Genomic DNA, 22,058 nt, shown 5'->3' on the forward strand with positions numbered 1-22,058 from the left:
CAAAATGTATACGGACAAATTTTAGTATATCACAGCGTTCTTTGTAATAAAACATTGACAGAAAATACAAACAGGATTATTCTATATTTGTACGTACTAATTAAATGAAATTTTCGTTAAATTTTAATATAAGTACGTACAATTACAGAAGTAAATGTAAACGCTTTACTTAACATTCGGGAGGGCAGGGAAATGAAGAATACTCCAACTCAATTAGAACCAAATGCTCCTGTAACAAGAGGCCATTCAATGGGATTTGTCATTTTAATCTCATGCGCGGCGGGACTTGGCGGCTTACTGTACGGCTATGACACGGCAGTGATTTCAGGCGCCATCGGTTTTCTGAAAGATTTATACAGCCTCACTCCGTTTATGGAAGGACTCGTGATTTCCAGCATTATGATCGGAGGAGTTGCGGGCGTCGGGATATCCGGATTTTTAAGCGACAGGTTCGGCCGAAGAAAAATTTTAATGACAGCTGCTTTGTTATTTGCGATATCAGCCATCGTTTCAGCGTTATCACAAGACGTATCGACCTTAATCATTGCAAGGGTTATCGGAGGCCTCGGAATAGGGATGGGCTCATCACTCTCTGTTACGTATATTACAGAAGCGGCGCCGCCTGCCATACGCGGAAGCCTTTCTTCCTTATATCAGCTCTTTACGATATTGGGTATATCCGCTACGTACTTTATTAATCTCGCTGTGCAGCGGTCCGGAACATACGAATGGGGCGTGCACACCGGTTGGAGATGGATGCTCGCTTATGGAATGGTGCCGTCCGTGATCTTTTTCCTCGTATTGCTCGTCGTGCCGGAAAGCCCGAGATGGCTGGCGAAAGCGGGCAAAACAACAGAAGCGTTAAAGATACTGACACGTATTAATGGAGAAACAGTCGCAAAAGAAGAATTAAAGAACATTGAGAACTCTTTAAAAATAGAACAAATGGGGTCGCTGTCCCAGCTGTTCAAGCCGGGTCTCAGAAAGGCGCTTGTCATTGGAATCCTGCTGGCGTTGTTTAACCAAGTCATCGGCATGAACGCGATTACTTACTACGGGCCGGAAATCTTTAAAATGATGGGATACGGTCAAAACGCCGGATTTGTGGCAACCTGTATCGTCGGTGTTGTAGAAGTTATTTTTACCGTTATTGCGGTGTTGTTGATTGATAAAGTCGGACGAAAAAAATTGATGTCCATCGGATCTGCTTTTATGGCTATTTTTATGATCTTAATCGGAACGTCGTTCTACTTTCAGTTAACAAGCGGACTTATGCTGATCTTCTTTATTTTAGGTTTTGTGGCGGCATTTTGTGTATCTGTAGGGCCGATCACATGGATTATGATTTCTGAAATCTTCCCGAACCATCTGCGTGCGCGGGCCGCAGGCATTGCGACCATCTTTTTATGGGGAGCAAACTGGGCGATCGGACAGTTTGTACCGATGATGATCGACTCATTCGGACTCGCCTATACATTCTGGATTTTTGCGGTGATTAACATCCTTTGCTTCCTGTTTGTCGTTACGATCTGCCCGGAAACGAAGAACAAATCGCTCGAAGAAATTGAAAAGCTCTGGATAAAATGAAAACGCTTTAAAGGATCAGGCCCTTTCGATTGGAAGGGCTGTTTATGTTGGGATGCACCTTTTGGCGTTTTCTGTATAAGATAAAGATATATAGGAAAAAATATAGCTGGATAAACACCGCTGCATGAAAACTCTGCGAATATTGTCGATGAATTAGCTCTTAACAGTTGAATAAACAATTTCACCCTGTTAAAATAATTAAAGAAAGCAGAAGTAATTTTTTTTGGCTATGATGGGACGTTTTTTGTCATAGCGGGACATATAATGTCCAGCAAAAAAAGGAAGGAACGTTTGAGTCATGAACCAGTTAATACAAGCTCAAAAAAAATTATTGCCTGATCTTCTGCTCGTTATGCAAAAGAGGTTTGAAATCTTGCAGTATATCAGGCTGACGGAACCCATCGGGCGAAGAAGCCTGTCTGCCAGTCTCGAGATCAGCGAGCGTGTGTTGAGGGGCGAGGTTCAGTTTTTAAAGGAACAGAACCTGGTCGATATTAAAACAAACGGCATGACCTTGACAGAAGAGGGCTATGAACTGCTTTCGGTTTTGGAAGATACGATGAAAGATGTTTTAGGTTTGACTCTTTTGGAAAAGACATTAAAAGAACGTTTAAATCTAAAGGATGCCATTATCGTGTCCGGAGACAGTGATCAATCCCCATGGGTCAAAAAAGAAATGGGAAGAGCAGCTGTCGCATGTATGAAAAAAAGATTTTCAGGCAAAAATATCGTCGCTGTAACTGGCGGTACGACAATTGAAGCTGTGGCTGAAATGATGACGCCGGATTCTAAAAACCGCGAGCTTTTGTTTGTGCCTGCAAGAGGCGGTTTAGGCGAAGACGTGAAAAATCAGGCGAACACCATATGCGCGCATATGGCGGAAAAGGCTTCAGGCACTTACCGGCTTTTGTTTGTTCCGGGACAGCTGTCACAAGGCGCCTATTCATCTATTATTGAAGAGCCTTCTGTCAAAGAGGTGCTGAACACGATCAAATCGGCGAGTATGCTGGTTCACGGAATCGGTGAAGCTAAAACGATGGCTCAGCGGAGAAACACACCTTTAGAAGACTTAAAGAAAATAGATGATAATGACGCTGTCACAGAAGCGTTTGGCTACTATTTTAACGCGGACGGAGAAGTGGTCCACAAAGTGCATTCTGTCGGAATGCAGCTGGATGACATAGACGCCATCCCCGATATTATTGCGGTAGCGGGCGGATCATCAAAAGCCGGGGCGATCGAGGCTTACTTTAAAAAGCCCCGCGACACGGTTCTCGTCACAGACGAAGGGGCCGCAAAGAAGTTATTAAGGGATGAATAATCCCTCAATATAAATATCTCTCACTTATTTAAAGGAGGAAACAAATCATGGCAGTAAAAGTCGGTATTAACGGTTTTGGTCGTATTGGACGTAACGTATTCCGCGCAGCATTAAAAAATCCTGAAGTTGAGGTAGTAGCGGTTAACGATTTAACAGATGCTAACATGCTGGCTCACCTTTTACAATATGATTCTGTACACGGAAAATTAGACGCTGAAGTTTCAGTTGACGGTAACAACCTTGTTGTTAACGGCAAAACAATTGAAGTTTCTGCAGAACGCGATCCTGCTAAACTTAGCTGGGGCAAACAAGGCGTTGAAATCGTAGTTGAATCTACTGGTTTCTTCACAAAACGCGCAGACGCTGCGAAACACTTAGAAGCTGGAGCGAAAAAAGTAATCATCTCTGCTCCTGCTAACGAAGAAGATATCACAATCGTTATGGGTGTTAACGAAGATAAATACGATGCGGCTAACCACGATGTTATCTCTAACGCATCTTGCACAACAAACTGCCTAGCGCCGTTTGCAAAAGTACTTAACGATAAATTCGGCATCAAACGCGGTATGATGACAACTGTTCACTCTTACACGAACGATCAGCAAATCCTTGATCTTCCGCACAAAGACTACCGTCGTGCGCGTGCAGCAGCTGAAAACATCATCCCAACATCAACTGGTGCTGCTAAAGCAGTTTCTCTAGTTCTTCCTGAACTAAAAGGCAAACTGAACGGTGGAGCAATGCGTGTTCCAACTCCAAACGTTTCTCTAGTTGACTTGGTTGCTGAACTGAACCAAGAAGTAACAGCTGAAGATGTAAACGCAGCTCTTAAAGAAGCGGCTGAAGGAGATCTTAAAGGAATCCTTGGCTACAGCGAAGAGCCATTAGTTTCTGGCGACTACAACGGAAACAAAAACTCTTCTACAATCGATGCCCTTTCTACAATGGTTATGGAAGGCAGCATGGTAAAAGTAATCTCTTGGTACGATAACGAAAGCGGCTACTCTAACCGCGTTGTTGACCTTGCAGCTTACATCGCAAAAAAAGGTCTTTAATTTATAGCTGAAAAAAGGACCTGACTTGGTTCTTTTGAATAGAAGCGCTATAATGAAAGCGGACAAGGGAAGGGGACGGACTCCCTTTCCCTTTTTCCATGAAGACCGGCTTTCAGAAAACGCTCTGTGACAGAGAAACGGCCGCGTTTTTTGCAGCTTTGCCGGCGCTTTCGCCTAAGGCCGCTGCCCTGGCTTTTAGACGAACTGCCCTGTGCCGAAAAAGACTGTGATCTGCCCTAGCGGCGTTATCGCTTGACCAGACGGTTTCACGTTTTTCGTGCTGTATGCAAACCACTTTGAAGGAGGATCTCCTAGGCATGAATAAGAAAACTCTCAAAGACATCGACGTAAAAGGCAAAGTTGTATTCTGCCGCGTTGACTTTAACGTTCCAATGAAAGACGGGGAAGTAACAGACGATACACGTATCCGTGCTGCGCTTCCAACAATCAAACACCTTGCAGACCAAGGCGCGAAAGTCCTTCTCGCGAGCCACTTAGGCCGCCCGAAAGGCGAAGTGGTTGAGGAGCTTCGTTTAACTCCTGTCGCTGCACGTCTCGGCGAACTGCTTGGCAAAGAAGTGAAAAAAGCGGATGAAGCTTACGGCGATGCTGTAAAAGCACAAGTTTCCGACATGACGGACGGAGACGTTCTTGTATTGGAAAACGTACGCTTCTACCCTGGTGAAGAGAAAAATGATCCTGAGCTTGCAAAAGCATTTGCTGAGCTTGCAGATGTATATGTAAATGACGCATTTGGTGCTGCCCACCGTGCTCACGCATCTACAGCTGGAATTGCCGAGCATCTGCCAGCAGTTGCAGGTTTCTTAATGGAAAAAGAGCTTGATGTCCTCGGAAAAGCGGTTTCTAACCCTGACCGCCCGTTCACGGCGATCATCGGCGGAGCGAAAGTAAAAGACAAAATCGGAGTGATCGAAAGTCTTCTTGATAAAGTGGACAACCTGATCATCGGCGGAGGTCTTGCTTATACATTCGTAAAAGCGCTTGGCTATGAAGTCGGTAATTCTCTTCTTGAAGAGGATAAAATCGAGCTTGCGAAGTCATTTATGGACCGCGCGAAAGAAAAAGGCGTGAACTTCTACATGCCTGAAGATGTACTCGTTGCAGATGATTTCTCTAACGATGCAAACGTGAAAATGGTGCCGATCTCTGAAATCCCTAGTGATTTAGAAGCAATCGACATCGGTACGAAAACACGCGAAACGTATGCTGACGTCATTAAAAACAGCAAACTTGTCGTGTGGAACGGACCGATGGGCGTATTCGAAATCGACTTGTTCGCACAAGGAACAAAAGCGGTTGCGGAAGCATTGGCAGAGGCGAAAGATACATACTCTGTCATCGGCGGAGGAGACTCAGCGGCAGCGGTTGAAAAATTCGGCCTTGCTGACAAAATGAGCCACATCTCAACAGGCGGCGGCGCGTCCCTTGAGTTTATGGAAGGCAAAGAGCTTCCAGGGGTAGCTGCACTGAACGATAAATAATCTTAAAACTGCTATAAGGAAGTGGAACAGATGAGAAAACCAATTATCGCCGGTAACTGGAAAATGAACAAAACACTCGGCGAAGCTGTCAGCTTCGTTGAAGAAGTAAAATCTTCCATTCCAGCAGCAGACAAAGCGGAAGCTGTTGTTTGCGCGCCAGCTCTTTTCTTAGAAAAGCTTACTTCTGCTGTTAAAGGCACTGACCTTAAAGTCGGCGCTCAAAACATGCACTTCGAGGAAAGCGGTGCGTTCACAGGCGAAATCAGCCCGGTTGCTCTAAAAGACCTTGGCGTTGACTACTGCGTCATCGGCCACTCTGAGCGCCGTGAAATGTTCGCTGAAACTGATGAAACAGTTAACAAAAAAGCACACGCTGCTTTCAAACACGGTATTGTGCCGATCATCTGTGTGGGTGAAACGCTTGAAGAGCGCGAAGCCGGCAAAACAAATGATCTTGTTGCTGACCAAGTGAAAAAAGGCCTTGCTGGTCTTTCTGAAGAACAAGTTGCTGCTTCTGTTATTGCGTATGAGCCAATCTGGGCAATCGGAACAGGCAAATCTTCTACAGCGAAAGATGCGAACGACGTGTGTGCGCACATCCGTAAAACCATCGCTGAAAGCTTCAGCCAAGAAATTGCAGACCAGCTTCGCATCCAATATGGCGGAAGCGTAAAGCCTGCAAACATTAAAGAATATATGGCAGAGTCCGATATTGACGGTGCTTTGGTCGGCGGCGCGAGCCTTGAGCCACAGTCATTCGTTCAATTATTGGAGGAAGGTCAATATGAGTAAAAAACCAGCTGCACTCATCATTCTTGATGGGTTCGGATTACGAAACGAAACAGTAGGGAACGCAGTCGCTTTAGCGAAAAAACCGAATTTTGACCGCTACTGGAATCAGTATCCTCATCAAACATTGACTGCTTCAGGCGAGGCTGTAGGCCTTCCTGAAGGACAGATGGGGAACTCCGAAGTGGGTCACTTAAATATCGGCGCGGGCCGTATTGTGTATCAAAGCTTAACACGCGTAAATGTTGCCATTCGTGAGGGAGAGTTCGAACGCAACCAAACATTCCTTGACGCGATTAACAACGCGAAAGAAAACAACAAAGCCCTGCACCTGTTCGGCCTTTTATCAGACGGCGGCGTGCACAGCCACATTAATCATTTGTTCGCATTGTTAAAGCTTGCGAAAAATGAAGGGCTGACAAAGGTTTACATCCATGGTTTCCTTGACGGCCGTGATGTTGGTCCGCAAACAGCGAAGACGTACATTAAGCAGCTGAACGAACAAATCGAGGAAATCGGTGTCGGAGAAATCGCCAGCATTTCCGGGCGCTACTACTCAATGGACCGCGACAAACGCTGGGACCGTGTAGAAAAAGCGTACCGCGTAATGGCGTACGGCGAAGGCCCGACCTACCGCAGTGCAATGGATGTTGTTGATGATTCATATGCGAACGGAATCTATGATGAATTCGTGATTCCATCCGTTATCACAAAAGAAAACGGTGAGCCTGTTGCGACAATCCAAGACGGCGATTCTGTGATTTTCTATAATTTCAGACCGGACCGCGCCATCCAGATTTCCAACACGTTCACAAACAAAGACTTCCGTGACTTCGATCGCGGCGAGAATTATCCGAAGAACCTGCATTTCGTCTGCCTGACTCACTTCAGTGAAACAGTTGACGGATATGTAGCGTTTAAACCGATAAATCTTGATAACACAGTCGGAGAAGTATTATCTCAACATGGATTAAAACAGCTTCGAATTGCAGAGACTGAAAAGTATCCGCATGTCACGTTCTTTATGAGCGGCGGCCGTGAAGCTGAATTCCCGGGTGAAGAGCGCATTCTCATCAACTCGCCGAAAGTTGCCACATATGACTTAAAGCCAGAAATGAGTGCGTATGAAGTGAAGGACGCGCTTGTCAAAGAAATTGAAGATGACAAGCATGACGCGATTATCCTTAACTTCGCAAACCCTGATATGGTCGGCCACTCCGGAATGGTTGAACCAACAATTAAAGCAATTGAAGCAGTGGACGAATGCTTAGGCGAAGTCGTTGACGCGATTATCGCTAAAGGCGGACACGCGATCATTACCGCTGATCACGGTAATGCTGACATTCTGATTACAGAATCAGGCGATCCGCACACTGCGCATACGACAAACCCAGTCCCTGTCATTGTGACGAAAGAAGGCATCACGCTGCGTGAAGGCGGAATCCTAGGCGACCTTGCACCAACGTTATTAGACCTTCTCAATGTTGAAAAACCGACAGAAATGACAGGAACATCGTTAATTCAAAAATAATTTGAAATCAAAAGGAGAGACAAAACTCATGCCATACATTGTTGATGTTTATGCACGCGAAGTATTAGACTCTCGCGGCAACCCAACAGTTGAAGTTGAAGTATATACAGAAACAGGAGCTTTCGGCCGCGCATTAGTGCCAAGCGGAGCTTCTACAGGTGAATACGAAGCAGTTGAGCTTCGTGACGGCGACAAAGACCGTTACCTTGGAAAAGGCGTGTTAACAGCTGTTAACAACGTAAACGAAATCATTTCTCCAGAGCTTCTTGGCTTTGATGTAACTGAACAAAACGCAATCGATCAGCTTTTAATCGAGCTTGACGGTACTGAAAACAAAGGCAAACTTGGTGCGAACGCAATCCTTGGCGTATCTATGGCTTGTGCGCGCGCAGCTGCTGATTTCTTGCAGATTCCTCTTTACCAATACCTTGGAGGATTCAACTCAAAAACGCTTCCTGTACCGATGATGAACATCGTCAACGGCGGAGAGCATGCTGACAACAACGTTGATATTCAAGAATTCATGATCATGCCTGTAGGTGCTCCTAACTTCCGTGAAGCACTTCGCATGGGCGCTCAAATCTTCCACAGCCTGAAATCAGTTCTTTCTGCTAAAGGAATGAACACAGCTGTAGGTGATGAAGGCGGATTTGCTCCAAACCTTGGTTCTAACGAAGAAGCGCTTCAAACAATCGTTGAAGCAATCGAAAAAGCCGGCTTCAAACCTGGCGAAGAAGTGAAACTTGCAATGGATGCTGCATCTTCTGAGTTCTACAACAAAGAAGACGGCAAATACCATCTGTCTGGCGAAGGCGTTGTGAAAACATCTGCTGAAATGGTTGACTGGTACGAAGAAATGGTTTCTAAATACCCAATCATCTCTATCGAAGACGGACTTGACGAAAACGACTGGGAAGGCCACAAGCTTCTTACTGAGCGTCTTGGCAAAAAAGTTCAGCTTGTTGGTGACGATCTCTTCGTTACAAACACGAAAAAATTGGCTGAAGGCATCAAAAACGGCGTAGGCAACTCTATCCTGATCAAAGTAAACCAAATCGGTACATTGACTGAAACATTCGATGCGATCGAAATGGCGAAACGCGCAGGCTACACAGCTGTTATCTCTCACCGTTCTGGTGAAACAGAAGACAGCACAATCGCTGACATCGCTGTGGCAACAAATGCAGGACAAATCAAAACAGGTGCTCCGTCTCGTACGGACCGTGTTGCGAAATACAACCAGCTTCTTCGCATCGAAGATCAGTTGGCTGAAACTGCTCAATATCACGGTATTAACACTTTCTACAACTTGAACAAGTAATAAAATGACCGCCGAGATATCTCTCGGCGGCTTTTTTGTGCTTTTAGAGATCCAAATAAAGCCTCACCATATCACGGCATTGAATGCCGTTTTCAAAGATCTCCTCATCATAATGTCTGATAAAAAAATCATGGTCGATCGCCTGCAGGCGAAATCCGCATTTTTGATAAAGAGAAAGCTGATGGATGCTGGAATTTCCCGTGCCAATCTCAATCACCTTTGCCCCCATATGTTTTGCTTTTTCGATGGCATCGCGGATAAGCTGCTTGCCAATGCCCTGTTTTTGCATTGATTGTTTTACTGCGATGTTAACGATTTCTACGGTTTGCGGTCTAGTTGTGATCATCACGTATACACCAGCTAATTTACCCGATATATAAGCGGTGTAGCATTCTCCTCTGGCTAGGTATTCATCAACAATTTCTTTTGACGGATCGGCGAGCAGCAGAAGCTCGTACAGCGCATGATCATAGTTTTTCGCTTTTTGAATGGTGAGCTGTTGCATCATCATTCCACCTTTTCACATGTTTATAGAGATATTTTCATGATTTCCTCCAATTTCATACCATTCTATTATAAAATATGTAACATAGGAAATATGTACAAAATAGTGGATCATAAATAGGAGGAACGTCACATGTTTTGTAAGGAATGCGGTCAAAAAAATAAAGAAGGAGCCAAGTATTGTAAAGAATGCGGCACCCCGATCGGAGGGAGCAGCAGACAGGCACATAAAGAAACAGCAAGCGCTGCTGAAACGAGGCAGGCTCCGCGAAAACCAATCCCTAAGAAAACCATCGTGTTATGGAGCAGCATTGCCGCTGCGTGCGTTATATTATTCGCCGCCTATAAAACCGGAGCGTACTTTACTTCAAAGGATAGATTAGTCGACAAGTTTGAACAGGCTGTAAAGGATGAGGATCAAGATCAAATCGCGTCCCTCCTTACGCCGGTAAATGACAAGCTTAAACTGACTAAAAAGAATGTAGAACCGTTTCTTGCGTATTTGAAGGACCATCCTGACAAAAAAGATGAGCTTTTTGCATCGCTGCGTGCTGAAACAGTTCAAAAAGATATCGTATACGCGGAGAAAGACGGGAGAAGCTTGCTCGTATTTGACCATTATGATTTAAAGATAGCACCTGTTTACTTTGAAGTGACCAGCAATTATAAAAATGCCGATCTATATGTGAATAAAGAGGATGCCGGAACGGTAAAGAAAGCGGATCAAGCACAAACCCTCGGGCCGTACATTCCCGGCGAATATACCGTCTCTGCCAAACTGAAAAACGATGTCGTCGATCTCGTGAAAAAGGAAGACATTCAGGCTGTTGGCGATAACAGCTTTCGTGTTGATCTCTCATTGGAAGCAGACGATGTGACATTCAGCTTAGCGGATGACATCAAGAGCGGGAAGGGAGACTTGCTGATTAACGGCAAGTCGATTCATAAAGACCCGTTCAAATCCGTCACATACGGCCCTCTTCTGACAGACGGGTCCATGACGGCTGCGGTCGAAGCAGAGTTTCCGTGGGGAAAAACCAAAACAGCGGGCGTGCCAATCGACCATAAAGAAATGGAGATCACGTTAATTCCTGATCAAGACACACAGGAAACGATTATGAACACGATTGTCAAAACAACTAAACAGTATTCCAAAGCGCTATCAGATGGGAATACAGCCCAGATGACAGAGGCGAGCGCCAAATGGAAGGCACAGGCGAAGGATACCGTCGATTCTATGAAATACACGAATTCTTACTTAAAAGATAAATATTTAGAAACTGATTTTAATCTGGATACATTCGCTCTTTCTCAGAAAAACGACGGGACGTGGCAGGTATCAGTAAAAGGAAAAGAACTGCACCAGTCTTCTTCGTATAACGACTATACAAAATCCGAAATGACTGATGACAGTCCGAGTTACGAATATCTCCTTTCATATGATAAAAAACAGAAAAAGTGGATTTTTGAAGAAGCAGAATCAACATTCGAATCGGCCGGAACAAATATAAAGAAAATCAAAAATGATAAGCCGGAGACGTACGCGTCCGCCTGGGAAGGCTCGAAAAACAAAGACAGTGAAAGCTCTGCAAGCGGTAATGTGACAGATGAACAAGTGACATTATTTATGGGCAGTTATTTGCAAAGCCAGGCAGATGCGGTAAATCAAAATCAATTCTCGCTGATGGAAGACAGCCTTGAAAAAGGCAGTTCTCTTTATTCCGACCAGCAGCATCTCGTAACAAAATTAAATAAAGAGGGGACAACGGAAGACTTTAATAACTATGAAGTGAAAAGCTGGAGTCAAAATGGATCCGCGATCACGATTAAGACATATGAAGAATTCTATATCACAAAATCAGGCGGCAGTCCCAAACTGAGAACCTATAACTGGACCTACACAGGCACAGTGAAGAACGGAAGAATTTACTTAACGTCTATTCAATAAAAACAACCCCCATCACCAGCAGGTGATGGGGTTGTTTTTTAAAAGAATATGTAACGGAAAATCTCTTTCATATAGTGTTCGATCATAAGCTGGAATGTAACGCAGGTGATCAGATAAATCACAATCGTTGAGTAAATGATATCAATCTTTCCTTTATATGAATGCTGGTAACTGCTCAGCATCGCAGGAGGAATGGCGAAGAATGCGCCAATTAAACCAACGGCTAATATGGTAAAGCAAATGTCTGTATGCAATAAAAAGAATAAAAGGGCAAGAACCAAAATAGCTGTAAACGGAATGAGAAACGCGCCAAATCTGGAAAATGAATCTTTGAAAGATACTTGGTTTCCCGCGATTTTCAAGGCGAAAAAGATCAATGCATGCAAAAAGAAAAGAAACAGGGCAAAATAAATGGTTGGCTCTAAAAAGATTGCTGTAAAGCTTACGCTGCCGGGACCGTCTGAAAAAAGAATATAAAACATCAAAGGGGTCAGCAAACTGAACAGAACCATCGTAATAATCGCGCTGACCAGCTGTTCGCCGCCCGTTGTTTTACATTCCTGATAAGGGCGTTTCAGGACGGCCAAAACAAATGAACCGAACTGTTTTGCCGCTTGCTTTGCAGCGGCTCCAGTTTGAGCTGCCTGCTGCTGGCCTGACTGACCGGGGAGCGGTGATCCGCATTTCTCACAAAACTTTCCGCCATCTGTTTGATGGCCGCATTGAGGACAATACATAAAATAACTCCTTTACCTGTAATATAGGGAAAATAGACTAATAGTTTTATTATAAAAGAAAAATGTAGTAAAGTAACCAGTATTCATACAAAAATGCCACAAAAAAGACACGAGCCTAATAGAAGCCGTGTCTTTTTTATGCTAGTTATTAATATATTTCTCAAATACATCTCCAAAATCCTTAATATGATACTGCGAGCGAACGGATGTCAGCCAAGTGAAACCGAATTCGGTCAGCTCTTTATATTGCGTTTCAAGATTGACGTGTTCGGGGCGGGTGTGGTGAAGAATTGTCACGGCTTTATCCAAGCTTTGTTCCGCCTGATTGATTAAAATATCATTTTCATAAGTTGTTTCAGCAATCCGAAGCAGTGCTTTATATAGATCTTTTAACTTTTCAATTTGGTCTTTGTGCACATCGATGTCGAATTTTTCCGCGCCCAGTTTAAATTTAATCTCAACATCTAGATCGACTTTTCCCGCGGTTTCCAGAAAGACATCAGAAATTTTGAATTGAGAGTAAGGATAGCGTTTTAACGTTCGTTTTGAGGAAGTGGCGCGTTCGCCGTCTACATGGATCAGAGCTAGATTCGTAAAGCAGTATTCGTCTGCTTTCGTTTTAATCAAGAAATATATTTTTTCATTGTCTTCATGCATGACATAGTCATCAGCATCTGTCTTGTCATAATCCTGAGGTTCGATAATTTTTCCGATATCAGATAAGCCCAGTGCATCTGCTGCAATTTTTTTGAACATCTGTATACGTCCTTCCTAGTCAATTTGTCACTTCATTGTAGCATGGAGTGTTTCTGGCAGGCTACAAACGTTTTATACGTAACGGGCGGCATATTTCATTAATTATCTATTGAATGTCTCTCCTCATGATAAACATAAGGAAAGCAAGGGAAAAGCGGATAGGTCAGTCGTGCCTCTATCTAATCCGATTATCGCAGATGCCGTCACGAGTGTGCGTCATGATCCATAGCGCCAGGCTTAGCAACGTTATTCTTGATCTCGTTGTGATGGTCGGCATAGCCCCTTTTTTCACTATTCTTCTTTCATTGAATAGCAAACTCGGGAAAATAGAGATGAATGTCATTACCAGACTGATGGGATTCATCTTAGCGGAAGTGATGATCGGTGCAGGGCTGAAAGACATGTTTTCGATACATTCAAAAAGCAGTTCCCTTACTTGCGGGAGCTGCTTTCTATTGCTTTCGGCACGTATTGAAACACTTCTTCACTTTCAAAAAAATCAATTAAGCGGCTCACCCAGTCATAGTAATTGAGCCATTCTCTTAATTCATGTAATAGCTGGTTGACTTTCTCCTCAGTCTCAGGGGTAAGCCCGTCCTTTTGCAAAAGATCAGTCAGCTCCCGGTTTAATTTTTTATACAGTACTTTGTTTTTACTCACGACCTTAGTCCAGTTCGCCGCAAATAAAGAAATGAAGGTTTGATAATAATCCTGCTCAACGTCGTAAAGATCTTTTCTTACCCCTTTTTCAAACACCTTTTCGGCAATATTGGCATCAATCATTTCACGGACCACTTGGCTCATCCGTGTTTTGCTCATGCCTGTTGCCTCTGACAGCTCGCTTAACGTCATCGGTTTTCGATTCATATAAATAATCCCAAGCACACGTCCGACAGTGGAAGGCATGCCAAACGTCTGCATATTTTCGGCAATCTTCTCAATGAGATGCTCTTCAGCATGTTCAATGATGTCGAGAGCAGTTTTTTCCACAGCTGATCATCCCTTCAAATGGCAATTGATGGAGTCAATATATCATATTTCTGCCAGTTGTTGAAAATAGCTGAATGCAGAGAAAGAGGGAGGTATCCGGCGTAATTGTAAGAACTCCCTTTACGCCTTGGTCATAACAATAAATAATCTGTAAATAACATATAATTTCAACACATTATAAACTTTTTATTTTATAAAGTTCAAACTATAATAAAGGTTATACTTTTCAGAAAATTTATAAGGAACCTGCGGAGGTGCACGGATTGCTGAAATTGGAACAAGTGTCAAAAGTATATAAGGGCGGCAAAAAAGCTGTGAACTGCGTTGATTTAGATATTGCCAAAGGTGAGTTTGTCTGTTTTATCGGCCCGAGCGGCTGCGGAAAAACGACGACGATGAAAATGATCAACAGATTGATAGAGCCATCGTCAGGAAAGATCTTTATCGATGGAGAAAATATGATGGAACAGGACCCGGTAGAACTGAGGAGAAAAATCGGCTATGTCATTCAGCAGATTGGTTTGTTCCCTCACATGACCATCCAGCAGAATATCTCACTCGTGCCGAAACTGCTGAAATGGCCTGAAGAAAAACGGAAAGAACGGGCGAGAGAGCTGTTAAAGCTTGTGGATATGGGCCCGGAATATTTAGACCGTTATCCCCATGAGCTCAGCGGCGGACAGCAGCAAAGAATCGGAGTGCTGCGCGCACTGGCTGCGGAACCCCCTCTCATTTTAATGGATGAACCGTTCGGAGCGCTTGATCCGATTACACGTGATTCCCTTCAGGAAGAATTCAAAAAACTGCAGAGAACCTTAAACAAAACGATTGTGTTTGTCACACACGATATGGATGAAGCGATTAAGCTTGCTGACAGGATCGTGATTTTAAAAGCGGGCGAAATCGTTCAAGTCGGTACGCCTGATGAGATTCTCCGAAACCCGGCCAATGAATTTGTTGAAGAGTTTATCGGGAAAGAACGCCTGATCCAGTCAAGGCCGGATATCGAGCGGGTGGAGCAAATGATGAACAGAACGCCTGTGACGATATCAGCTGACAAAACGCTTTCCCAGGCGATTCAGCTGATGAGAGAAAAACGTGTCGATTCGCTGCTTGTTGTAGACAAACAAAATGTGCTGAAGGGCTATGTTGATGTGGAAATGATTGATCAAAACCGCAAAAAAGCGAGCGTCGTTGGCGAAGTATACCGCTCGGATATGTATACCGTACAAAAAGGGGCGCTTCTGCGCGATACGGTCCGTAAGATCCTGAAGCAGGGAATTAAATATGTTCCGGTGGTGGATGAACAGAACCATTTAGCTGGCATTGTGACAAGAGCGAGCCTTGTTGATATCGTGTACGATTCCATATGGGGCGAGGAAGACCAGCTCATGACGATCTGACCAGGGAAGGAGCTCTTTTAAGATGAATCAAATGATGACTTTTTTGCAAACGAATGGCGGAGAGCTGCTGTATAAAACAGGAGAGCATATATATATTTCACTCATTGCTGTTGTATTGGGAATTATCGTTGCGGTGCCGCTCGGCGTTGCACTTACTAGAATGAAAAAAGGCGCAGGCGCGATTATAGGTGTCGTCAACATTGTGCAAACCCTGCCGAGTTTGGCGATTTTAGCCTTTTTTATTCCGCTTCTCGGTGTAGGGAAAGTGCCTGCGATTGTCGCTTTATTTTTCTATTCGGTGCTGCCGATCCTGCGCAATACGTATACAGGCATCAAAGGTGTAAACAAAAATCTGCTGGAATCGGGAAAGGGGATCGGCATGACCGGCTGGGAGCAGATTCGGCTCGTCGAAATCCCGCTGGCGATTCCGATCATTATGGCGGGAATCCGTACGTCAACGATCTACTTAATCGGCTGGGCGACACTTGCGTCGTTTATCGGGGGCGGCGGTCTCGGTGACTACATTTTTATCGGCCTGAACCTGTATCAGCCTGAATATATCATTGGCGGCGCCGTCCCGGTCACGATCCTGGCGATTATCATTGATTATGTGCTGGCTGTGACAGAACGGAAGGTGACGCCGAAAGGACTGCAAGGGATGAAGGAAGTTTCGTAAGGAGTTGGCTCTGTTGAAAACGAAAAAAATCAAATGGCTAGGCGCGTTCGCTCTCGCCTTTGTCCTGCTGCTTGGCGGCTGTTCTCTGCCGGGACTTGGCGGCGCTTCAGACGATACGATCAAAATCGGGGCGCAAAGCATGACAGAATCAGAAATTTTAGCGAATATGATCGCGCAGCTTATTGAACATGATACCGATTTGAATACCGCTTTAGTGAAAAACCTCGGGTCCAACTATGTTCAGCACCAAGCGATGCTCGGCGGTGATGTTGATATTTCTGCCACGCGCTATTCCGGGACGGATTTAACAAGCACCCTCGGCAAGGAAGCGGAGAAAGACCCGGAAAAAGCGCTGAACATCGTGCAGAACGAATTTGAAAAGCGCTTTTCCTATAAATGGTTTGATTCCTATGGGTTTGAAAACACATATGCTTTTACCGTGACAAAAACGTTTGCGGAAAAGGAGCATCTCAACACCGTGTCTGACCTGAAAAAAAATGCTTCCCAATATAAACTGGGCGTCGACAATGCCTGGCTGAAACGAAAAGGCGACGGATATAAAGGCTTTGTCAGCACGTATGGCTTTGAATTCGGCACAACCTATCCGATGCAGATCGGGCTTGTCTATGACGCGGTGAAAAACGGGAAAATGGATGCTGTTCTTGCCTATTCAACGGATGGACGGATTAAAGCCTATGACCTGAAAATCTTAACAGACGATAAGCGGTTTTTCCCGCCGTATGACTGTTCACCGGTGATTCCGGAAAAGGTGCTCAAGGAGCATCCGGAGCTTGAAGGTGTGATCAATAAGCTGATTGGGCAAATCGATACGGAAACGATGCAGGAGCTTAACTATGAAGTGGATGGCAAGCTGAAGGAGCCGTCTGTCGTAGCAAAGGAATTTTTAGAGAAACATCATTATTTTGAATAAGAAAAGAGGCGGATCATATGGAAGTACTACAGCAGCTTGGCACCTACTATTCGCAAAACGGCGGTTACGTGCTGCGGGAGTTTTACCGCCATTTTCTGATGTCGGTGTACGGCGTTTTGTTTGCGGCCATTGTTGGAATTCCGCTCGGCATCCTGATCGCCAGATACAGAATGTTAAGCGGGTGGATTTTTGCGGTGACGAACGTCATTCAGACGATCCCGGCCCTCGCCATGCTGGCCGTGCTGATGCTTGTCATGGGGCTGGGCGCTAATACGGTGATATTGTCATTATTTCTGTATTCTCTTTTGCCGATTATCAGAAATACGTATACAGGGATTATCAGCATTGAACACGCCTATCTTGAATCCGGAAAAGCGATGGGAATGACGAAATTTCAAGTGCTGCGGATGGTCGAGCTTCCGCTTGCGCTTTCTGTCATTATGGCCGGCCTCCGCACCGCGCTTGTCATCGCCATCGGCATTACGGCCATCGGGACATTTGTCGGTGCAGGCGGACTCGGGGACATCATCGTCAGGGGATCAAACGCAACAAACGGTACCGCGATTATATTGGCGGGCGCGATCCCCACGGCTCTGATGGCGGTGATTGCCGATTTGGTCATGGGCTGGCTTGAACGCGCGTTAAGCCCGATTAAAAAGAAGAAAAACCTGGCCGGCGCCGCATAAGAAAAAACGCCTTGTGGAAAACAGGGCGTTTTTTACGGCTTCGGCACATATTTAAAAATCTCTTCGCTCTCAAAAAACTCAATCAAACGGCCGAGCCAATGATAATAATCGAGCCATTCCTTTAATTCCTTCAGCAGCTCATTCACTTTTTCTTCCGCTTCAGGAGCAAGCTCTTCATCCAAGACGCTGAGCAGCTCCCGATTGAGTTTTTTATGCATCATTTTGTTTTTGCTGACGACTTTACTCCAAGTGGCTGTAAACAGCGTGATAAACGTTTGGTAGTAATCCTGCTCCACCTCATATAAATCTTTTCGCACGCCCTTTTCAAATACCTTCTCGGCAATGTTGGCATCAAGCATTTCCCGCACAACCTGGCTCATGCGAGTTTTGCTCATGCCGGTCGCTTCAGACAATTCGGTCAGCGTCATCGGTTTTCGATTCATATAAATAATGCCCAGCACACGTCCGACCGTAGAGGGCATTCCAAATGCATGCATGTTTTCCGCGATTCTTTCTACTAAATGGTCTTCAGCTTGTTCAATGATCGTTAACGGATCTTTCTCCAACGGTTTCAATCCTTTCAGCTAACAATTCCGATGTCAATATACCACATTTTTGATACGGCGGAAATGCTGTAACAAGAGAATTTGGCAGGAAATTGGAGCAATAAGGAGATCATCGTAGGTCAATGGGGGTAAATCAGCATTTATACATACTTTATAAACAATATGAACAAATTGTAAACTTTTTATTTTATAAACTTTATTCTATAATGGGAAGCATTCAATTGTCTGAAAAATTAAATATAAACTGAACGAATTGAATAAATTTAATTTTGGAGGTGCGATGTTTGCTGACATTAGAAAATGTCTCGAAAACATACAAGGGCGGCAAAAAAGCCGTGAATAACGTGAATCTTAAGATTGCAAAAGGCGAATTTATCTGTTTCATCGGCCCGAGCGGCTGCGGAAAAACGACAACAATGAAAATGATTAACCGATTAATTGAGCCTTCCGCCGGCAAGATTTTCATTGACGGCGAAAACATCATGGAACAGGACCCTGTCGAGCTTAGGCGTAAGATCGGCTATGTCATTCAGCAGATCGGCCTGTTTCCGCATATGACCATTCAGCAGAACATCTCACTTGTTCCTAAACTGCTGAAATGGCCTGAACAGCAGCGGAAAGAGCGGGCGCGTGAACTTCTGAAATTGGTCGATATGGGACCGGAATATTTGGACCGTTACCCTCATGAATTAAGCGGGGGACAGCAGCAGCGAATTGGTGTATTACGGGCACTTGCCGCGGAGCCGCCGCTTATCTTAATGGATGAACCGTTTGGGGCGCTCGACCCGATTACGAGGGATTCCCTTCAGGAAGAATTTAAAAAACTGCAAAAAACCTTACATAAAACCATCGTATTTGTTACCCACGATATGGATGAAGCGATTAAACTGGCAGACCGGATTGTGATTTTGAGAGCGGGAGAAATCGTTCAAGTTGGAACGCCCGATGACATTTTGAGAAATCCGGCTGATGAATTTGTTGAAGAATTTATCGGCAAGGAGCGGCTGATCCAGTCATCCAGCCCTGATGTTGAACGGGTTGACCAGATTATGAACACGCAGCCCGTGACGATCACCGCGGATAAAACGCTTTCTGAATCGATTCAGCTGATGAGGCAGAAGCGTGTCGATTCTTTGCTTGTCGTCGATGACGGGCATGTTCTCCAAGGCTATGTGGATGTTGAAATCATTGATCAATGCCGGAAAAAAGCCAATCTTGTAGGAGAGGTTTTACATGAAGACCTTTACACCGTATTGGGCGGCACATTGCTGCGCGACACGGTCCGCAAAATTTTAAAACGGGGTGTCAAATATGTCCCTGTTGTGGATGAAGACCGGCGCTTAATCGGAATTGTGACGAGAGCGAGTCTGGTCGACATTGTGTATGACTCCCTTTGGGGAGAAGAAAAGCAGCTCACGGTGTTGTCATAGGGAGGCGATAAGTCATGCATCATATTGTTCAATTTTTGCAAACCAACGGGGGAGAGCTCCTTTATAAAACATATGAGCATATCACGATATCGCTCATTGCTGTCATCTTAGGCGTAATCGTTGCCGTACCCCTCGGGGTTGTGCTTACCAGAATGAAGAAGGGGGCCGGCGCGATTATCGGTATTGTCAATATCATTCAAACGCTGCCGAGTCTGGCGATTCTCGCTTTTTTTATTCCGCTCTTAGGTGTCGGGAAAGTTCCGGCTATTGTGGCCTTGTTTTTCTATTCCGTTCTGCCGATTCTGCGCAACACGTATACCGGCATTCGCGGCGTCAACAAAAATCTGCTCGAGTCTGGTAAAGGCATCGGAATGACGCCGGCTGAACAAGTCCGTTTGGTGGAACTGCCGCTTGCCGCACCTGTCATCATGGCGGGAATCAGAACATCGACGATTTACTTAATCGGCTGGGCTACGCTTGCTTCCTTTATCGGAGGCGGCGGATTGGGGGATTACATTTTTATCGGACTGAATTTATATCAGCCGGAATATATCATTGGCGGCGCGGTGCCCGTCACAATATTGGCGATTGTGATAGATTATGTGCTGGCGGTGGCTGAACGAAAACTGACACCTGCCGGCATGCAGAGATTGAAGGAAGTTTCATAAGGAGGCGGCTCATGAAAAGAAAATATCTTAAATGGATGATCGGTTTAACGCTCGCAGCAATGATGACGTTGAGCGGCTGTTCGCTTCCGGGCCTCAGCGCCGCTTCAGACCAGACCATTAAGATCGGCGCGCAAAGCATGAGCGAATCAGAAATCATCGCCAGCATGCTTGGCCAGATGATCGAACACTATACTGATCTGAAAACAACAACCATTAAAAATCTCGGTTCCAACGCGGTGCAGCAGCAGGCCTTAATGAACGGGGAAATTGACATCGCGGCCACAAGATATACCGGAGACGCGCTGACAGGCACGCTGAGAATGGAACCGGAAAAAGATCCGGACAAAGCGCTGGCGCTGACACAGCGGGAGTTTAAAAAAAGATACGATTTAAAATGGTATGATTCCTACGGGTTTGATAATACGTACGTCTTTACGGTCAGCCAACAGCTTGCGGATCAATATCACTTAGAAACCGTATCAGACGTTAAAAAATGGGCGCCGCAATTAAAGCTGGGCGTTGATAACTATTGGATGAAGCTGAAGGGGAACGGCTATAAGGATTTTACAAAAACCTACGGCATGGCATTCGGCGGCACGTATCCCATGCAGATCGGGCTTGTGTATGATGCGGCGAAAAACGGAAAAATGGACATTGTGCTTGCATATTCCACGGACGGAAGAATCAAGTCCTATGGGCTCAAAATGCTAAAGGATGATAAACAATTTTTCCCTCCGTACGACTGCTCTCCGGTTGTTCCGGAACATGTCCTGAAAGAACATCCTGAACTAGAAGGCATCATCCAGAAAATGATCGGGAAAATCGGCACAGCCACGATGCAGGAGCTTAACTACGAAGTCGACGGCAATCTAAAAGAACCGTCTGTTGTTGCCAAGGAATATTTAGAAAAGCATCACTACTTCGAATCGTGAAAGGGGGACGAAGCCAATGAACGTGCTTGAACAGTTAATGACGTACTATGCGCAAAACGGCAGCTACGTCATGGAAGAATTCGGCCGACACTTTCTCATGTCGGCTTACGGCGTCTTGTTTGCCGCTGCCGTCGGAGTTCCGGCCGGAATCCTTATTGCGCATTTTCGCCGCTTGTCAGCTTGGGTGTTTGCCGTAACAAACGTTATTCAGACAATCCCGGCGCTTGCCATGCTGGCCGTCTTGATGCTTGTTATGGGGCTCGGCGCAAACACCGTGATTGTATCATTATTTCTGTATTCCCTCCTGCCGATTATCCGAAACACGTACACAGGCATTGTCAGCATTGAACACGCCTACTTAGAATCGGGAAAAGCGATGGGCATGACGAAATTTCAGGTTCTCCGGATGGTTGAGCTCCCGCTGGCGCTTTCTGTCATTATGGCAGGCTTGCGCACGGCTCTCGTCATTGCCATCGGGATTACAGCGATCGGCACATTTGTCGGCGCCGGGGGTCTCGGGGATATGATCGTCCGCGGATCAAACGCGACAAACGGAACTGCGATTATTCTCGCCGGCGCGATCCCGACTGCGGTGATGGCGGTAGGAGCAGATTTGATAATGGCCTGGCTGGAGCGGGCATTAAGTCCGGTCAAGAAAAAAAGAACCAGAGCGAAACGCGTTCAAACAGCGGCATAGAATAGAAAAAGAGGCTTGGATGACTCCA

At 45.2% G+C, this 22,058-nt stretch carries 21 protein-coding genes and 1 pseudogene; 17 read left to right on the plus strand and 5 right to left on the minus strand.

Translation table 11 applies throughout. The features are described 5' to 3' along the window. The first annotated feature begins 192 nt into the window (after nt 1-192). The 7 genes from araE to eno all read left to right on the plus strand — a co-directional run bounded on the left by araE (nt 193) and on the right by eno (nt 9,106). Nucleotides 193-1,587: an arabinose-proton symporter AraE gene (gene araE / locus JMN17_RS10470; protein ID WP_087993480.1), complete on the plus strand. Its 1,395-nt coding sequence runs from the start codon at nt 193-195 to the stop codon at nt 1,585-1,587. A 298-nt stretch (nt 1,588-1,885) separates the two neighbouring features. Further along, a complete protein-coding gene (cggR, locus tag JMN17_RS10475; RefSeq protein WP_202328012.1) occupies nt 1,886-2,908 on the plus strand; it encodes a gapA transcriptional regulator CggR in 1,023 nt (340 codons plus the stop codon). A 47-nt stretch (nt 2,909-2,955) separates the two neighbouring features. After that, nucleotides 2,956-3,963, plus strand: a complete 1,008-nt coding sequence (gap, locus tag JMN17_RS10480; protein WP_087993478.1) for a type I glyceraldehyde-3-phosphate dehydrogenase — start codon at nt 2,956-2,958, stop codon at nt 3,961-3,963. A gap of 317 nt (nt 3,964-4,280) precedes the next feature. Beyond that, nucleotides 4,281-5,465 (plus strand): phosphoglycerate kinase, encoded by a 1,185-nt coding sequence (locus JMN17_RS10485; protein WP_148962756.1) that lies wholly within the window; start codon nt 4,281-4,283, stop codon nt 5,463-5,465. Nucleotides 5,466-5,495: 30 nt separating this feature from the next. Next, nucleotides 5,496-6,257: a triose-phosphate isomerase gene (gene tpiA / locus JMN17_RS10490; protein WP_202328013.1), complete on the plus strand. Its 762-nt coding sequence runs from the start codon at nt 5,496-5,498 to the stop codon at nt 6,255-6,257. After that, a complete protein-coding gene (gpmI, locus tag JMN17_RS10495; RefSeq protein WP_202328014.1) occupies nt 6,250-7,785 on the plus strand; it encodes a 2,3-bisphosphoglycerate-independent phosphoglycerate mutase in 1,536 nt (511 codons plus the stop codon). Before tpiA ends, gpmI begins: the two co-directional genes overlap by 8 nt. A 28-nt stretch (nt 7,786-7,813) precedes the next feature. Continuing rightward, the gene (gene eno / locus JMN17_RS10500) at nt 7,814-9,106 is read left to right on the plus strand and encodes a phosphopyruvate hydratase (RefSeq protein ID WP_010328641.1); all 1,293 of its coding nucleotides are present in this window, start codon (nt 7,814-7,816) and stop codon (nt 9,104-9,106) included. 43 nt (nt 9,107-9,149) lie between these two features. Here eno and JMN17_RS10505 read toward each other — a convergent pair whose 3' ends face one another. Next, complete coding sequence (locus JMN17_RS10505; RefSeq protein WP_202328015.1) at nt 9,150-9,617, minus strand: GNAT family N-acetyltransferase; 468 nt, start codon at nt 9,615-9,617, stop codon at nt 9,150-9,152. A 126-nt stretch (nt 9,618-9,743) separates the two neighbouring features. Here JMN17_RS10505 and JMN17_RS10510 point away from each other — a divergent pair, with 126 nt between their 5' ends. Next, nucleotides 9,744-11,558, plus strand: coding sequence for a zinc ribbon domain-containing protein (locus JMN17_RS10510; RefSeq protein ID WP_202328016.1), 1,815 nt, complete (start codon nt 9,744-9,746; stop codon nt 11,556-11,558). A gap of 38 nt (nt 11,559-11,596) precedes the next feature. Here JMN17_RS10510 and JMN17_RS10515 read toward each other — a convergent pair whose 3' ends face one another. Beyond that, nucleotides 11,597-12,295: a zinc ribbon domain-containing protein gene (locus tag JMN17_RS10515; protein ID WP_087991165.1), complete on the minus strand. Its 699-nt coding sequence runs from the start codon at nt 12,293-12,295 to the stop codon at nt 11,597-11,599. A 141-nt stretch (nt 12,296-12,436) separates the two neighbouring features. After that, a complete protein-coding gene (locus tag JMN17_RS10520) occupies nt 12,437-13,051 on the minus strand; it encodes a PH domain-containing protein (RefSeq protein ID WP_087991164.1) in 615 nt (204 codons plus the stop codon). A gap of 124 nt (nt 13,052-13,175) precedes the next feature. Here JMN17_RS10520 and JMN17_RS22120 point away from each other — a divergent pair. After that, nucleotides 13,176-13,464 (plus strand): annotated as a pseudogene (locus tag JMN17_RS22120) (MarC family protein); the annotation flags it as partial. A gap of 19 nt (nt 13,465-13,483) precedes the next feature. Here the strand turns inward: JMN17_RS22120 and JMN17_RS10525 are convergent. Then, nucleotides 13,484-14,041 (minus strand): GbsR/MarR family transcriptional regulator, encoded by a 558-nt coding sequence (locus JMN17_RS10525; RefSeq protein WP_087991163.1) that lies wholly within the window; start codon nt 14,039-14,041, stop codon nt 13,484-13,486. Between the two features lie 263 nt (nt 14,042-14,304). Here JMN17_RS10525 and opuCA point away from each other — a divergent pair, with 263 nt between their 5' ends. The 4 genes from opuCA to opuCD are packed head-to-tail and all read left to right on the plus strand — an operon-like array spanning nt 14,305 to nt 17,737. After that, complete coding sequence (gene opuCA, locus JMN17_RS10530) at nt 14,305-15,444, plus strand: osmoprotectant ABC transporter ATP-binding protein OpuCA (RefSeq protein ID WP_202328017.1); 1,140 nt, start codon at nt 14,305-14,307, stop codon at nt 15,442-15,444. A gap of 22 nt (nt 15,445-15,466) precedes the next feature. Beyond that, nucleotides 15,467-16,120, plus strand: a complete 654-nt coding sequence (gene opuCB / locus JMN17_RS10535; RefSeq protein WP_087991162.1) for a glycine betaine/carnitine/choline/choline sulfate ABC transporter permease OpuCB — start codon at nt 15,467-15,469, stop codon at nt 16,118-16,120. A gap of 13 nt (nt 16,121-16,133) precedes the next feature. Then, entirely contained in the window at nt 16,134-17,051 is a 918-nt protein-coding gene (opuCC, locus tag JMN17_RS10540) for an osmoprotectant ABC transporter substrate-binding lipoprotein OpuCC (RefSeq protein WP_202328018.1), read from the plus strand. A 17-nt stretch (nt 17,052-17,068) separates the two neighbouring features. Then, on the plus strand, nt 17,069-17,737 hold the full coding sequence (gene opuCD / locus JMN17_RS10545; RefSeq protein WP_202328019.1) for a glycine betaine/carnitine/choline/choline sulfate ABC transporter permease OpuCD: 669 nt from the start codon (nt 17,069-17,071) through the stop codon (nt 17,735-17,737). Nucleotides 17,738-17,769: 32 nt separating this feature from the next. On the opposite strand, the gene JMN17_RS10550 is transcribed toward opuCD, so the two are convergent. Beyond that, on the minus strand, nt 17,770-18,303 hold the full coding sequence (locus tag JMN17_RS10550) for a GbsR/MarR family transcriptional regulator (RefSeq protein ID WP_202328020.1): 534 nt from the start codon (nt 18,301-18,303) through the stop codon (nt 17,770-17,772). Nucleotides 18,304-18,587: 284 nt separating this feature from the next. On the opposite strand from JMN17_RS10550, the gene opuBA reads away from it, so the two are divergent. The 4 genes from opuBA to opuBD are packed head-to-tail and all read left to right on the plus strand — an operon-like array spanning nt 18,588 to nt 22,030. Next, the gene (gene opuBA, locus JMN17_RS10555; protein WP_202328021.1) at nt 18,588-19,733 is read left to right on the plus strand and encodes a choline ABC transporter ATP-binding protein OpuBA; all 1,146 of its coding nucleotides are present in this window, start codon (nt 18,588-18,590) and stop codon (nt 19,731-19,733) included. A 14-nt stretch (nt 19,734-19,747) separates the two neighbouring features. Next, on the plus strand, nt 19,748-20,401 hold the full coding sequence (gene opuBB / locus JMN17_RS10560) for a choline ABC transporter permease OpuBB (protein ID WP_148962770.1): 654 nt from the start codon (nt 19,748-19,750) through the stop codon (nt 20,399-20,401). An 11-nt stretch (nt 20,402-20,412) separates the two neighbouring features. After that, nucleotides 20,413-21,333, plus strand: coding sequence for a choline ABC transporter substrate-binding lipoprotein OpuBC (opuBC, locus tag JMN17_RS10565; protein WP_087991156.1), 921 nt, complete (start codon nt 20,413-20,415; stop codon nt 21,331-21,333). A gap of 16 nt (nt 21,334-21,349) precedes the next feature. After that, nucleotides 21,350-22,030, plus strand: coding sequence for a choline ABC transporter permease OpuBD (gene opuBD, locus JMN17_RS10570; protein ID WP_087991155.1), 681 nt, complete (start codon nt 21,350-21,352; stop codon nt 22,028-22,030). Nucleotides 22,031-22,058 lie beyond the last annotated feature (28 nt).

Source organism: Bacillus sp. RHFS10 (assembly GCF_016757475.1).
Lineage (GTDB): Bacteria > Bacillota > Bacilli > Bacillales > Bacillaceae > Bacillus > Bacillus subtilis_G.